Origin of the sequence: Couchioplanes caeruleus (genome assembly GCF_003751945.1) — a bacterium.
Taxonomy (GTDB): Bacteria; Actinomycetota; Actinomycetes; order Mycobacteriales; family Micromonosporaceae; genus Actinoplanes; species Actinoplanes caeruleus.
On record NZ_RJKL01000001.1, the window covers coordinates 2,332,635 to 2,347,261 of the forward strand.

Annotated in this window: 13 protein-coding genes; 5 read left to right on the top strand and 8 right to left on the bottom strand. The window is 71.5% G+C overall.

Annotated elements, in window-relative coordinates:
* Window positions 1-24: 24 nt before the first annotated feature.
* The 4 genes from EDD30_RS10120 to EDD30_RS10135 form a co-directional block, all read right to left on the bottom strand.
* The gene (locus tag EDD30_RS10120) at window positions 25-1,152 is read right to left on the bottom strand and encodes a glycosyltransferase family 4 protein (RefSeq protein ID WP_071808097.1); all 1,128 of its coding nucleotides are present in this window, start codon (window positions 1,150-1,152) and stop codon (window positions 25-27) included.
* 58 nt (window positions 1,153-1,210) lie between these two features.
* Window positions 1,211-2,467, bottom strand: coding sequence for a M48 family metallopeptidase (locus EDD30_RS10125; protein WP_123678204.1), 1,257 nt, complete (start codon window positions 2,465-2,467; stop codon window positions 1,211-1,213).
* 401 nt (window positions 2,468-2,868) lie between these two features.
* Entirely contained in the window at window positions 2,869-3,024 is a 156-nt protein-coding gene (locus EDD30_RS10130; protein WP_425321268.1) for a hypothetical protein, read from the bottom strand.
* Window positions 3,025-3,198: 174 nt separating this feature from the next.
* Entirely contained in the window at window positions 3,199-4,731 is a 1,533-nt protein-coding gene (locus EDD30_RS10135; RefSeq protein WP_071809341.1) for an NYN domain-containing protein, read from the bottom strand.
* A gap of 104 nt (window positions 4,732-4,835) precedes the next feature.
* Between EDD30_RS10135 and EDD30_RS10140 the strand changes: the two genes are divergently transcribed.
* The 5 genes from EDD30_RS10140 (at window position 4,836) to EDD30_RS10160 (ending at window position 10,353) form a co-directional block, all read left to right on the top strand.
* The gene (locus EDD30_RS10140) at window positions 4,836-6,635 is read left to right on the top strand and encodes a DEDD exonuclease domain-containing protein (protein WP_071809342.1); all 1,800 of its coding nucleotides are present in this window, start codon (window positions 4,836-4,838) and stop codon (window positions 6,633-6,635) included.
* 74 nt (window positions 6,636-6,709) lie between these two features.
* Window positions 6,710-8,488 (top strand): RelA/SpoT family protein, encoded by a 1,779-nt coding sequence (locus EDD30_RS10145; RefSeq protein WP_071809343.1) that lies wholly within the window; start codon window positions 6,710-6,712, stop codon window positions 8,486-8,488.
* 152 nt (window positions 8,489-8,640) lie between these two features.
* Window positions 8,641-9,150, top strand: a complete 510-nt coding sequence (locus EDD30_RS10150) for an NUDIX hydrolase (protein ID WP_071809344.1) — start codon at window positions 8,641-8,643, stop codon at window positions 9,148-9,150.
* Between the two features lie 7 nt (window positions 9,151-9,157).
* Complete coding sequence (locus tag EDD30_RS10155) at window positions 9,158-10,039, top strand: sugar phosphate nucleotidyltransferase (protein ID WP_071809345.1); 882 nt, start codon at window positions 9,158-9,160, stop codon at window positions 10,037-10,039.
* A 26-nt stretch (window positions 10,040-10,065) separates the two neighbouring features.
* Window positions 10,066-10,353: an Lrp/AsnC family transcriptional regulator gene (locus tag EDD30_RS10160; protein WP_071809346.1), complete on the top strand. Its 288-nt coding sequence runs from the start codon at window positions 10,066-10,068 to the stop codon at window positions 10,351-10,353.
* A 53-nt stretch (window positions 10,354-10,406) separates the two neighbouring features.
* On the opposite strand, the gene qcrB is transcribed toward EDD30_RS10160, so the two are convergent.
* The 4 genes from qcrB to ctaE are packed head-to-tail and all read right to left on the bottom strand — an operon-like array spanning window position 10,407 to window position 14,617.
* Window positions 10,407-12,026: a cytochrome bc1 complex cytochrome b subunit gene (qcrB, locus tag EDD30_RS10165; RefSeq protein WP_071809347.1), complete on the bottom strand. Its 1,620-nt coding sequence runs from the start codon at window positions 12,024-12,026 to the stop codon at window positions 10,407-10,409.
* Window positions 12,023-13,126: a cytochrome bc1 complex Rieske iron-sulfur subunit gene (gene qcrA / locus EDD30_RS10170; RefSeq protein WP_071809348.1), complete on the bottom strand. Its 1,104-nt coding sequence runs from the start codon at window positions 13,124-13,126 to the stop codon at window positions 12,023-12,025. The genes qcrB and qcrA overlap by 4 nt, the downstream gene beginning before the upstream one ends.
* Window positions 13,123-13,971, bottom strand: a complete 849-nt coding sequence (qcrC, locus tag EDD30_RS10175) for a cytochrome bc1 complex diheme cytochrome c subunit (RefSeq protein WP_071809349.1) — start codon at window positions 13,969-13,971, stop codon at window positions 13,123-13,125. The genes qcrA and qcrC overlap by 4 nt, the downstream gene beginning before the upstream one ends.
* Window positions 13,972-14,020: 49 nt before the next feature.
* Window positions 14,021-14,617: an aa3-type cytochrome oxidase subunit III gene (gene ctaE, locus EDD30_RS10180; protein ID WP_071809350.1), complete on the bottom strand. Its 597-nt coding sequence runs from the start codon at window positions 14,615-14,617 to the stop codon at window positions 14,021-14,023.
* Window positions 14,618-14,627 lie beyond the last annotated feature (10 nt).

Sequence of the window (14,627 nt, forward strand, 5' to 3'; positions counted from 1 at the left end):
GAGGCTCCCACCGACCGCAACCGATTACGGCTGCTTCAGCATGTCGGCGAGGCCTGCGGCCTTGGTCTCCCAGCGCCACTCGCGCTCGACCCAGGCCCGGCCCGCCGCGCCCATCCGCCTCGCGCGGTCCGGATCGGACAGCAACTCGGCGAGCCGGTCGGCGATCGCGGCGACATCCTTGCCGCCCACGACGTGCCCGGTCTCCCCCTCGCGGACCGCGTCGGGTGCGCCGCCGGAGTCGCCCGCGAGCACGGGCAGGCCGGTCGCCGACGCCTCGAGGTAGACGATGCCGAGGCCTTCGACGTCGAGGCCCGCGCCGCGGGTGCGGCACGGCATCGCGTACACGTCGCCGGCCGCGTAGTGCGCGGGAAGATCCTCCCAGGGCACCGAGCCGGTGAAGACCACATCGGACTCGACGCCCTCGGCGCGGGCGAGGGCCTGGAGCGTCTCCCGGTACGGCCCGCCGCCGACGATCAGCAGCGCCGCGCCCGGGACGCGCCGGCGGATCGACGGCAGCGCGCGGATCAGCATGTCCTGGCCCTTGCGGGGCACGAGCCGCGAGACGCACACGACGACGGGCCGGTCGCTGAGCTTGTGCCTCGCCCGCACCGCGGCGCCGTCGACGTCCGGGTGGTACGCGTCGACGTCCACCCCGGGCGTGAGCCGTTCGAGGGAGGTGAGCCCGCGCAGCGCCCGGTCGAGGCGTATCCGCTGGAACTCGGTCAAAAAGGTCACCACGTCGTTGTCCCGGGCGATGCGCCGCAGCAACTGCCGTGCGCCGGGCAGGGCGGCCCAGCCGATCTCGTGCCCGTGGGTGAGCGCCACCGCCCGGGTGATGCCGGTCCGCCGGCGCAGCCCACCGGCCAGCAGCCCCAGCGGCGCCGCGGCCCCGAACCAGACGCTGTCACATTCGTACGATCGCGCGATCTCGGCCGCCCGCCGCGCGACGGCGGGCGTGGGCAGCAGCACCCCGGTCTTCTCCCGGACGACCTCGAACGGCTGCTCGGCGTCGAACTTCGCGGCCCCGCGCCACGTGGAGGCGTAGACGACCACGGACCCGGACGACTGCCGCACCGCGAGGTTGTGCACGAACTGCTGGATCCCCCCGGGCCGCGGCGGGAAGTCGTTGGTGACGAGCAGCGTCCGCGACATCACCGCTCACCCCCGCCGCAGGCGCGTGCGACGACTCCGGCCCCGCACAGGTCCGGCATCAGCGCTCACCTCGGGCGAAGGCGCGGGCGGCGGCGATCCGCTCGACGGTGGACGGATGCGAGGCGGACATGAGGTACTCCCAGGCCGGTGGGTCGGGGTCGGACAGGTTGACGCTGCCGAGGCGGCGCTGCATCGCCTCGAAGGCGGCCGGGTCGCCGGTCAGGGCGAGCGCGTGGGCGTCCGCGCGGGCCTCGACGCGGCGGGAGACCAGCGCCTGCGCCGGGCCTCCGGCCAGGCCGGCGAGCGTCACCAGGGCGAGGAGCAGCGCGATCGCCCGCGGTTCGCCCATCGCGTCGACGCCGGCCCAGCGCAGCAGCCAGCCCAGCGAGCCGAGCAGATACAGCGCGATCACCGCGGCGGCGGCACCCAGGGCGCCGATGACGGTGCCGGTGAGGACGTCGTGGCGTTTGGCGTGACCGAGCTCGTGCGCGGCCACCGACACCACCTCGGCGGGCGCCGCCTCGGTGAGCAGCGTGTCGTACACGACGATCCGCCGGGTCGGCCCGAAGCCGGACACGTACGCGTTCACCGCCCTGGTCCGCCGGGACGCGTCGGCGACGAGAACATCCTTGACAGGTACGCCGTCGCGCGCCGCAAGGTCCATCAGCTCGGTGCGCAGCGGTCCGGCGGCCATCGGGGTGAACTTGTTGAAGACCGGCTCGACCACCACCGGCAGCACGAACGACAGCAGCACCACCAGAGCGGCCGCGCCCACCGCACCGAACGCCCACCACCACCGCGGCGCCAGGCGGGTCACGGTGAAGAAGCCGAGTAGCGCCACCGCGCCGATGACCGCGCCGACGGCGAACGACTTCGCCACGTCGACCGCCCACGGACCCCAGGTCTGCGTCGAGATGCCGTACCGGACGACGACGGTGTGCCGCCAGGCGGCGAAGGGCAGGGTGAGGATCTCGGCGACCAGGACGATGAGCAGCCCGCCGAGGACGGCCTGGGCGATCCAGTGGTCGCCGAACGGGCGGCCGGCCCACGACACGAGCCGCGAGCCCAGCGGGGTGAGGCCGAGCAGCAACGCCCCCAGGAGGCCGATCGCCAGCCCGCCGTATGCACCGGGCCGCAGCGCGGAATGGAACTCCCGGGCCCGGGCCACCCGATCGGCGGGAAGCTCCGCCAGCGCCGCGATCTGGTCGGCCCGGGGAGCGGGCGGCCGCTGCCACGGAACGGTCACCGCGGCGTAGACGATCAGGGCGACCAGCAGCACACCCAGCGTGCATGCGGCCCACAGCCGTGGCGTCACGCTCGTGCCTCCATCCTGGTCCCTCCGGCCGGCGCCGTCGCCGACCGCTACGGCCGGTGCTGCCGCCGACCGACCCGCGCAGGCCGACCCACGCGCGAGGACCCGCCCATCCTAGGCGCGCACCCAGGCATGATCACGTCACCGGGACCCGCCGCCCTCCACGCCGCATCGCTACCGGGACCCGCCACCCACGCCTGCGCCGCCGGGCAGACCCGTCGCCACCCACGCCGCGTCGCCACCGGCACCCGACACGCACTCCCGCACTGCCGTGCGGACCCGCCACCCACGCCGCATCGCGCTGCGGACCCCCCGCCCACGCCGCGTCGCCGTGCGGACCCGCCGTCACCCAGGCTGCGTCGGCGCGCGGCCTGCGCGGCGCGCCGTCGCCGAGCGGTTCATGATCACGCCACGTGTCCGTGGCGGCGGACGAGAGGGACCGAGACCGGCGGCTCCGGGGTCTCCAACAGCTCGACCTCGAACCCCGCCAGCTCGAAGACCTCGATCGCCCGCAGCTCGCCCGGGGTCAGGTCGCCGATGCCGTCCGGGGTGTCGGCCATGGCCTTGATCAGGCATCCTTCGCATCCACGTCCCCTACCGGGGCAGCGGCCGCAGTCGATGATCATCACTTCCTCCTCGTGCCGATGGTGGCCCGGCCACGATCCGGGGGAAGTGCCTGTCGCGGACCGACCACCATCGGTGACAGTCACGCTATGGAGGGGGTACGACAAAAATCAGGACCGCGCGAGCCGGCGCAGCAACGAGTCGGCGCCCATCGGGTACGCACCATGCCGGCGCACGCCGTCCGCGACCTCCCGGTCCGACGAGATGACGACGAGCGGCCGGCCCGCCGGCTCGGCGCGGACCAACTGCCGGATCAGCTCGTCGGCGGTGTCGCCCTTGCGGGAGAAGAGCACGCGTACGCCGCGGGGCGCGGGTGGCAGCCCGTGGACGCGTTCCGCCCCGTCGAAGACGACCGTGACCTCGTCCCCGGTCTGCGCGGCGATGCCGCCGAGCCCGGTGATCAGCCGTTTGCGCTGGTGCTCCAGGGACATCTCGGCGAATCCGCGCTTGGTGACGTTGTAGCCGTCGACGATCAGGTGGGCGCGGGGCAGCGCCAGCAACTGGTCCAGGCGGCCCGGGTCGTCGGTGTCCTGGGCGCGGGGGCGCGACCGTTCCGCGGCGCCCGGCCGGTCGGCCGCGGCGTCCGCCACGAAGTCGGCGGGCAGCTTGTCGGCGGGCCCGAGGGCAAGCTCGCGGCGCAGGCCGGAGGCGGCCTGCCCGATCGTCTCCAGCAGCAGCCAGAGGCGGGCGTCGTCCGCGGCCCGGGCGTCCTTGGCGCTCTGCTTACCCGAGGCGGCCGCGGCCTCCGCCTCCGCCAGGCGCGTGCGCAGCCGCCGTACCTCCGCATCGTGGTCGGCGGCCACCTTGGCCGTGCGTCCCTTCTCGGTGGCCAGCAGATCGGTGGCCCGTTTGTGGGCCGCCTGCGTCTCGCGCAGCGCCCGGGCCGCGCTCCGGGCCTCCTCGCGGAGCTGGCCCAGCTCCTCGCGCACCCGGGCGAGCTCGTCGCGGAGCTTGTCCGCCTCGACCTTGGCGACGGCACGGTCGTGCTCGGCCCGGGCGGCACGCTGCTCGGCCTCGCGGATCTGGTGGGCCACGGCCGCGCTGTCCGCCTCGGCGCGCACCGACTCCCCGGCCGCGGTGACCAGGTCGCGCCAGCCTGCGGGCCGGGCCAGATAGGCGAGGGCGGCGACCTCGACGGGGTCGGCCGCAGCGGGCGCCATCCCGGCCGCGACGGCGGCGGCCAGGTCTCCGTTCTCGGTGACCACCCGGACGCCGATGCGCTGGCGGAACAACGGATCGGCGGCGAGCTGGGCGGCGAGCGCGGCACCACCCAGCCGGGCCCGACGATTCGGGGCGAACCGGGCCACCCTCCGCAACGCGACGGGAATCTCGTCGGCGGGCATGCCGGGCAGGGCGGCGGCCGTCAGCGTGGTGATCCGCTGACGCACCGGCTCGGGCAACACCGGCTCCGGCAGGCCGGCATCCTCCTCGAACGCATCGCCGTCCCCACCCTCAGCGCGAAGATCATCCCCGGCGCCCGAGGCAGCCGGGGCCCGATCATCCCCGGCGCCCGCGGCAGCCGGGGAGTGATCGTCATCTGCCGCGCCGGGGCCGCGCCGGCCGGCCGGGTCGTCCTCCGGCGCACCGAGGGACGCCGCCTCCTCCTCGGAGGGACGGTCGGCGTACTCGTGCGGCGCGGACATTTTCTTATTCTCCCACCGTGGGCTGCGGAAAGCTTGCGGAGGCAAGTGATCTTTTCGGGTACGGACCCGGCAGAATGTCGTACCCCACCCCTACATTCCCCGCCGTGGCACAACCGGCATACGTCCAGGGCACTCTGGACACCCTCCTGAGCGCGGACGGCTCGGTCGATCCGGCGGCGCTGTCGCTGCGGGACACCACGTTCGTGGTCCTCGACCTCGAGACGACCGGCGGCGCGCCGGACGGCGGTGGCATCACCGAGATCGGCGCGGTCAAGGTGCGCGGCGGCGAGGAGCTCGGCGTGCTGGGCACCCTGGTCAACCCGGGCGAGCGTCTGCCGCCGTTCATCACCGTGCTGACCGGCATCACCGAGGCGATGCTGGCGCCCGCGCCGCCGATCGAGGCCGTCCTGCCGAGCCTGCTCGAGTTCCTCCGGGGCGCGGTGCTGGTCGCCCACAACGCGCCCTATGACGTGGGGTTCCTCAAGGCCGCCTGCGCGCGGCACGGGCACGTCTGGCCGCAGTTGCGCGTTCTGGACACCGCCGCCCTGGCCCGCCGGGCGCTGACCCGCGACGAGGTGCCCAACCGCAAGCTCGGCACGCTCGCCCAGTTCTTCCACGCCCGCGTGCAGCCCACCCACCGGGCGCTCGACGACGCCAAGGCCACCGTCGACGTCCTGCACGGGCTGATCGAGCGGCTGGGCAGTTTCAAGGTCCACACCCTCGGCGACGCGATCGAGTTCGCCAAGGCGGTCACCCCTACCCAACGGCGCAAACGCCACCTCGCCGACGACCTGCCGCACGTGCCGGGCGTCTACGTGTTCCGCGCCGCCGACGACCGCCCGCTTTACGTCGGCACCTCGGTCGACATCGCCACCCGGGTCCGCAGCTACTTCACGGCGAGCGAGAAGCGCGCCCGGATGTCCGAGATGATCGCCGCCGCCACCCGGGTGGAGGCCGTCGAGTGCGCACACTCGCTGGAGGCCGAGGTGCGCGAGCTGCGGCTCATCGCCTCGCACGCCCCGCCGTACAACCGCAGGTCGAAGTATCCGGAGCGGGTCGTCTGGCTCAAGCTCACCGCGGAGGCGTACCCCCGGCTGTCGGTGGTCCGCCAGTTCACCGACGACGGCGCCGCCTACCTGGGCCCGTTCTCGTCGCGGCGCACCGCCGAACTGGCCGCCGCCGGGGTCTACGACGCCGTGCCGCTGCGCCAGTGCACCCACAAGCTCTCCACCCGGACCACCACGCCGGCCTGCGCGCTGGCCGAGCTGGGCAGATGCGCGGCGCCCTGCGAGCACCGCATCACCCCCGAGGCGTACACCCTCAGCGCCGCACTGCCCTTCAGCACCGCGACCCAGGGCGACCCGGAGCCACTGGTGGAAGCCCTGATGGTCCGGATCGAGGCGCTGTCGCAGCGGCAGCGTTACGAGGAGGCGGCCGTCGTGCGGTCCCGCCTCGTCGCGCTGCTGCGAGCCACCGTGCGCATGCAGAAGCTGGGGGCGCTCACCCGGCTCGGCGAGCTGGTCGCGGCACGGCGCAACGAGGCGTACGGATGGGAGATCATCGTGGTCCGGCACGGCCGCCTGGCCGCCGCCGCGACGTCTCCCCCGCGGTTGCATCCCCGGCCGACCCTCGACCTGGCGCGGGCGACGGCCGAGACGGTCCTACCCGGACCGGGGCCGGTCCCGGCGGCCTCGGCCGAGGAGAGCGAGCGGATCTTGGCATGGCTGGAACGACCCGACACCCGGCTGGTGGAAACTTCCGGCGACTGGGTGTCACCCGCGCGTGGCGCAGCGCGCTTTACTACCCTGCTCAGCAAGGCTGAGGCCGCGGCGTCGAGAAGAGACTCGTCCATTCGCTCATCGGTAACTGACCGTTCGGACGACGCTCGCTCGCATAGGCTGTAAGGACGCGGCCGTGAAGCCGAGCAATCGGCGGCTTCCACGCGTAGGGTGTGGTCGATCGGTGAGGGGGTGTCCGGGTGGACGTCGACGCCGGCCACGGCGCCGCGCTTGGACGTGCCCTGCCGGCAGCACCGCTGTCCCAGCGGCTGCGATCGTTCCTGAGCTTTCAGGGCAATGACGACGATCCGGTCACCACCCTGACCCGCACCCACCGCGCCATCCACCCGTCGGCCGACGCCGGCGTCCTGCGCCGCAGCTACGCCGTCGCGGAGAACATGCACCGCGGCCAGTTCCGCAAGAGCGGCGACCCGTACATCACCCACCCGCTCGCGGTCGCGCAGATCTGCGCCGAGCTCGGCATGGACACGACGACGCTGGTCGCGGCCCTGCTGCACGACACGGTCGAGGACACCAGCTACACGCTCGAGACGCTGCACGGCGACTTCGGCCCCGAGGTGACCCACCTGGTCGACGGCGTGACCAAGTTCGACAAGGCGTTCTACGGCAAGGTGGCCGAGGCCGAGACCATCCGCAAGATGATCATCGCAGCGGGCAAGGACGTCCGGGTCCTGGTGATCAAGCTGGCCGACCGGCTGCACAACATGCGCACCCTGGACGCCCGCTCCCCCGCCTCCCGGGCGCGCATCGCGACGGCCACGCTGGACGTGCTCGTGCCCCTCTGCGACCGCCTCGGCATCCAGGCCCTCAAGCGCGACCTCGACGACGTGGTGCTCTACCACCTCGAGCCGGAGTCGTTCTCCCGCATCGACGAGCACGTCAAGAACCGTCCGGGCTGGGACGAATACCTCGCCGGCGTCTCCGCCCAGGCCCGCACGGCCCTGCGCCGCCAGCGGGTCAGCGCCGACGTGAAGGCGCGCCCGCGGCACTACTACTCGATCTGGAAGGACACGGTCGCGGGCGGGCACACCGTGCCGTTCGACCTGCCCCGCATCGCCGTCGTGGTCGACGGGCCGGAGACCGACTGTTACGCCGCCCTCGGCGCGATCCACGGCAAGTGGCGCCCCGTGGCCGGTCGCTTCAAGGACTTCATCGCCTCACCCAAGAACAATCTCTACCGCTCCCTGCACACCACGGTCACCGGCCCCGAGGGACGCCTGGTGGAGGTGCTGATCCGTACGGTCTCGATGCACCGCTGCGCGGAGTACGGCGTGGCCACCGGCTACCGCTATCCGAAGTCGGATTCCGAGACCGCCCCCGGCACCGACCAGCTCACCTGGCTCAAACGGGTCCTCGACTGGGAGCAGGACACCACCGACGCGGGACAGTTCCTCGCCTCGCTGCGCTGCGACCTCGCCGAGGCGCAGATCACGGTCTTCGCCAAGGGCCGCACCGTCGAGCTGCCGGCGGGCTCCACCCCGGTCGACCTCGCGTACGAACTGAACCCGGACCAGGGCGACCAGACGCTCGCCGCGACGGTCAACGGCCGCCTGGCCCCCCTCAGCTCGCAGCTCCGCGACGGCGACGTCGTGGAGATTTTTTCTGAGACGGACGGCCACACCGACGCCGGTCCGGGCACCGGCGTGCGCGGCCCCCGCAAGGAGTGGCTCGGCTTCGTCAAATCCACGCAGGCCCAGATGCAGATCAACCGCTACTTCGCGGAAGAGAACGCTCCGGGCATCAGCATCGCCGACAAGGTCCGCCTCGGCCGCGCGACCATCGGCCTGACCCTGCGAAAACACGACCGCGGCCTGGCCAGCGAGGTCCCGCTGCGCCGGCTCGCGGACGAACTGGGCTACCCCGACCTGGAAACCATGCTGGTAGCGGTCACCGAGCGCAACCTGGAACCGGATCAGGTCGTCGAGCAACTCATCGCGCTGGTGGACCACCCGGACTGACCGGACCGGCCCGATGGCGGAACGCCACGAAGCCCTGACCACCAGCGCCGTCGGTGCAGGCAGCCGGTAACCGCTCGGATGACGCTCCGGGGGATCGGATGACCACCGCGGCCAAGGGCCGGACATGGTCCGGCTAGCCTGGGGTCGTGAAAATGCCTCGGCGGTTGCGCGGCGCCGCGTATCAGGCGTTCTACCGGCTGCCGCATTCGATGCGCCGGCGGATCGTGCGGTTCATCGTGCCGAAGTATCTCGTCGGGGCGGTCTGCATCGTGCGCGACGCCGAGGCGGCCGACCCCGGTCGGCTCCTGCTGCTGCGCCAGCCGCCCGGCCGCGGGTGGGGTCTTCCCGCCGGCCTGCTCAAGAAGGCGGAGCAGCCGGCCGTCGGCGCCGCCCGGGAGCTGCGGGAGGAGTCGGGCGTCGACATCGACCCCGCCGACCTGACGCCGGCGGTCCCGAACGCGATCGTGCACACCAAGGGGTGGGTCGACACCGTCTTCCTGGCGACGGTCCCGGCTTCCACGAACCCGCTCGTGGTCGACGGCGGCGAGGTGCTGGAGGCGGACTGGTTTCCCCTCGACGACCTGCCACCGCTGACCCCGAGCACCGCCTACCTACTCGGCATCTACGGCATCGGCCCGCACGCCGCCCAGCAGACCCCCTGACACCACCATGACCGTCGCGAAGGTGGCCGTGTCGGCCGTCATCCTGGCCGCCGGGGAGGGGCAGCGGCTTCGTCCTCTGACGACGCTCGTACCGAAGGCTCTGTGTCCGGTCGCCAACGTGGCGCTGTTGGACCGGGCGCTGGACCGCGTGGCCGGTCTGGGTCTGCACGGGCCGTCCTCGGTGGCGGTGAACGCGGCGTATCTGGCCGACCAGATCGTGGCGCACGTGGGCGGGCGTGCGCATCTCTCCGTGGAACCGGACGGTCCCGCGGGCACGTCCGGCGGCATCGGCCGGCTGCGCGACTGGATCGGCGGGCGGGGGGTGCTGGCCGGCAACGCGGACGCGTACCTGGCCGATCCGCTGCGGGAGCCCGGCAAGGACATCGCAGCCCTGCTGGACGGGTGGAACGGCGACACGGTGCGCATGCTGACCAAGCCGGTCACGCCGGGCGACACGGGCGGCTTCAGCGGGCGCCGCTTCGCCGGCTTCTCGCTGCTGCCGTGGCGCTACGTCCGTGACCTCGGCCCGGAGTTCTCCGACCTCGTCCGCACGGTGTGGCGGCCGGCGGAGGCGGCGGGAGACCTGGAACTGATCCCGTACGAGGGTGTCTACCTCGACACCGGCACACCTGCCACCTACCTGGCCGCCAACCTGCACGCCGCCGGTGCGAGCGGCGGTCTGATCGCCCCCGGTGCGAAGGTCACCGGGTCAGCCGAGGAGTCGGTGGTCGGGGCCGGGGCCGTGGTGGCCGGGCGGGTGCGACGATCCGTGGTCTGGCCGGCTGCCCGCGTGGCCGCCGGCGAGGACCTGATCGAGGCGATCCGCGCGGGCGACGACATGACCGTGCCGACAACCTTCCCGGACGGCGGGTGGGGATCGCTAGCATGAACCGACGCCGACCTGAGGGAGCTTCCGTGAACACCGCGATCGTGCACATCGACTGCGCCACCGACTCGATTCCGGAGGTCGCTGAGGCGCTGGCCGCGCTGCCCGGGGTCAGCGAGGTCTACTCCGTGGCCGGAAACGTGGATCTCATCGCGATCGTGCGGGTGTCGCGGTTCGACGACATCGCCGAGGTGATCGCCGGGCGGATCTCGAAGACTCCCGGTGTGGTCGGCACCGAGTCGCACATCGCCTTCCGGGCGTACTCCCGGCACGACCTCGAGGACGCCTTCGCGATCGGCCTGCCCGAGGCCGACTGAGCACGGACACGAGAAAGGGGGCCCGGGAACGGGCCCCCTTTCTCCGTTACTGCTCAGCGTCCGGAGGTGATCTCCTGGCGATCGTCCTTGCCGGTCACCGGCGGCACCGCCGGCGAGACCGGCGCCTCGGCCGGCTTCTCGACCGGGAAGAAGAAGCCCTTCACCGCCGGCGCCAGGGCACCGAGGCGGTTCATCTTCTTCGGTACGACCCAGCCCGCGTACTCCAGCGGCAGCGGGTGGCCGTGCTCGTCGACCGGGCCGAGCGGCTGGTGGACCTCCACGAACCGGCCGTCCGGCAGGCGCTTGATGATGCCGGTCTCCGCGCCGTGTGCCAGGACCTCGCGGTCGTGCTGCTGCAGGCCGAGGCAGATGCGTACGGCGATGTAGTAGGCCAGCGGCGGGAGGATCACGAGGCCGATGCGGCCCGCCCAGGTCATCGCGTTCAGGCTGATGTGGAACTTGTCGGCGATGACGTCGTTGCCGCCGGACAGGGTCGCCACGACGAAGAACGTGAAGGCCATCGCGCCGAGGCCGGTGCGCTCGGGCGCGTCGCGCGGGCGCTGGAGGAGGTGATGCGACTGGGTGTCCTTCAGGCGTCGCGCCTCAATGAACGGATAGAACATCGGCACCGTGGTCAGCGCGCCCAGGCCGACGACGGCCGGCCAGAACAGCGGCGGGATCACGTAGCCGTCGCCGATCGGGATGTCGATCTGCCAGGCCGGCATGAGGCGGACCAGGCCGTCCATGAACATGACGTACCAGTCCGGCTGGCTCGCCGAGGAGACCTCGGAGGCACGGTACGGCCCGAACAGCCAGATCGGGTTGATCTGGAACAGGCCGGCCATCAGCGCGATGACGCCGAAGACGGCCATGAAGAAGCCGCCCTGCTTGAGCGCGTACCGGGGGAACATGCGCTCGCCCACGACGTTGTCGTTGGTGCGCATCGGCCCGGGCCACTGGGTGTGCTTCTGCTTGAAGACCAGGCCCAGGTGGATGCTGATCAGCGCGAGCAGACCGCCCGGGATGAGCAGCACGTGCGCGATGTAGAAGCGCCCGATGATCAGCTCGCCGGGGAACTCACCGCCGAAGATCGACGCCGACAGCCAGGTGCCGATGACCGGGATGGACAGCATGATCGCCGAGGCGATGCGCAGGCCGGTGCCGGAGAGGCCGTCGTCCGGCAGCGAGTAGCCGGTGAAGCCGGCGAGGAAGCCGAGCAGGAACAGCGTGACGCCGATCGCCCAGTTGGCCTCGCGGGGCTTGCGGTACGCGCCGGTGAAGAAGACGCGCGCCATGTGCACGACGATCGAGGCCATGAACAGCAGCGCGGCCCAGTGGTGCATCTGCCGCATGAAGAGGCCGCCGCGCACCTCGAACGACAGGTGCAGCGAGGACTCGTAGGCCTTCGACATCTCGATGCCGCGCAGCGCGGTGTACGAGCCGTTGTACGCGACTTCCGTCATCGACGGGTCGAAGAAGAGGGTCAGGAACACGCCGCTGAGCAGCAGGACGATGAACGAGAACAGCGCGATCTCGCCCAGCAGGAAGGACCAGTGGTCGGGGAAGACCTTGTTCAGCAGGGCCCGCAACGGGGTCGCGGCCTGGAAACGGTCGTCAACTCCCTTGCCGACGGCAGCGGGGACCTGTGCGAGGTCCAGCTTTCGGCGCTTCACGGCCGCTCCCAGAAGTCGGGTCCGATGGCTTCCCGGTAGTCAGACGCTGCCACGAAGAAACCCTCTGCGTCTACATCGAGGGGCAACGCGGGCAGGCGACGGCTGGCCGGGCCGAAGATCGGACGGGCGTTGTCGGTGATGATGAACTGCGACTGGTGGCACGGGCAGAGCAGGCGGTTGGTCTGCTGCTCGTACAGGCTGGCGGGGCAGCCGGCGTGGGTGCAGATCTTGGAGTACGCGACGTAGTTGCCCCACATCGCACCCTTGTTGACCGCGTCACTGTCGGCCGCGGTGCGCGCCTTCTCCGCGTCGTCCGCCCGAAGGTGGATGAGCAGGGTGGGCGAATCCGCGTAGTGGTTGGTCGCGCCGCCCGGGACGCCGGGGAAGACCGTGATCTGGCCGCCGACGCTGACGTCCTCGGGCCGGATCGGGGTGCCGTCCTCACGGGTGAGGCGCACCGGCTTGCCGTGGTTGGGCACCGGGTCGAAGCCGGTGCGGTACATCATCGGCTCGTCGTCCTTGTGCGGGTTCTGGATGAGCCCACCGATCAGCGGCGCCGCGGCGGCGACACCGAGCGGGGCCATGCCGAGCGCGATCGCGCCCTTGAGCAGCGGCCGCCGCTGCACGCCCAGCTCGTCCGCCACGTACGCCAGGGTCTGACCGGCGATCAGCCGGTCGTCGTCGCTGGACGGGCTGTTGTGCCGGTCCTGGATCGAGACCTCGTGCGGCAGCAGCTTCTTGGCCCAGGCAAGGATGGCGAAGCCGAGGGCGAGCAGCGAGATGCCGAGGCTGATGCCGAGGACCGGCGTGTAGTAGTCGTTGATCGCGTGGCCGAGCTTGAACTCCCACGGCCACACGATGTAGAAGACCACGAATGCCGTCGCCGCCAGCCCGGAGATGACGAACAGCAGGGCGATGTTGCGCACGACGCGCTTCTCCGCCTTGGAGTTCGTGCCCTCGAACTGCGACTCGTACGTGACGATCTCGATGTCGTCGCGCCGGGCGCCCTCCCGCACGATGTCGAAGCGGGAGAGCCGGGGGTCCTGGACGTCGACCGGCTCGGTGCCGGCGCCGTGCGCCCCGTGCTTCGTAACCGTCATGACTTCCCCGCAATCCACAGCGCCGCGAACACCAGGATGGTGATGCCGACCAGGAAGATGGCCAGCCCCTCGGTGACCGGGCCGTACCGGCCGAGGTTGAACACGCCGCCCGGGTCCTTGTCCTCCTGGAGCTGCTGCGTGATGTACGTGATGAGCTCGCGCTTCTGCTCCGGCGTGATCTCGTTGTCGCCGAAGACCGGCATGTTCTGCGGGCCCGTCAGCATCGCCGCGTAGATCTCCTCCGCGGTCGCGTCGTGCAGGCCCGGCGCGAACTTACCGGACGAGAGCGCGCCACCGGCACCACCGAAGCTGTGGCAGGACGTGCAGTTGATGCGGAACAGCTCACCGCCGTTGGCCAGCGCGTCGGGGTGCTCCTCGAGGTCCTGGGTGAGCGAGCCCCGCGGGATCTGCGGGCCGCCACCGAGCTCCTGGATGTACTGCCCGAGCTGCCTGGTCTGGTCCTCGTCGAACTGCGGCGTCTTCTGCTCGGCCTGGCCCTCCTGGCGGGTCATCGGCATGCGGCCGGTGCCCACCTGGAACTCCACGGAGGCGGACCCGACGCCGACCAGGCTGGGACCACGGCCCTCGACACCCTCGGCGTTACGGCCGTGGCAGCTGATGCAGCTGTTGTCGTAGAGCGCCTTGCCCTCCTGGGCGGCGGCGGAGAGCTGCCGGGTGTCCTCGGCGAACGCTCCCGGGGTGAAGGCGGTGTAGACGCCTCCGGCGAGAGCGAGGGCGGCGACCATGCGGAACGCGGCGCCGAGGCGCCGGCGCGCCCGGCTCGGCGCGGACCGCCGCCTGTTGAACACCCGGAAACGCCGACCGGCGGGGGTGTCAGAAGTCATGGGCTGTGTCCCTCTGAATCTTGACCTTGAAACTCACGGACGGCGGCGACTACTGAAGCCAATAGATCATGGCGAACAACGCGATCCACACGATGTCGACGAAGTGCCAGTAGTAGGACACGACGATCGCGGACGTGGCCTGCGCCGGCGTGAACCGGCCCATGGTGGTGCGGATCATGTAGACGATGAAGGCGATGAGACCACCCGTGACGTGCAGGCCGTGGAAGCCGGTCGTCAGGTAGAACATCGACCCGTAGCCGTCGGCGTTGATCTTGACGCCGTGCTCCACCAGCTCGACGTACTCGTTCGCCTGGCCGAGCACGAAGATCAGGCCCATGACGAAGGTGATGGTGAACCAGCGTCGCAGCGAGTGCACGTCACCCTTCTCCGCCGCGAAGACGCCGAGCTGGCAGGTGACCGAGGAGAGCACCAGGATCACCGTGAACGTCGTCGCGTACGGGATGTTCAGGACCTGGGTGTGCTTCTCCCACTGGCTGTAGTCCGCCGCGCGGATGGCGAAGTACATCGCGAACAAGGCCGCGAAGAACATGAGTTCGCTGGAGAGCCACACGATGGTCCCGACGCTGACCATGTTGGGTCGGGTCAGCGAATGGATCCGGCTCTTGTCGATGGCTGCCGCTGTCACGGGCTCATTA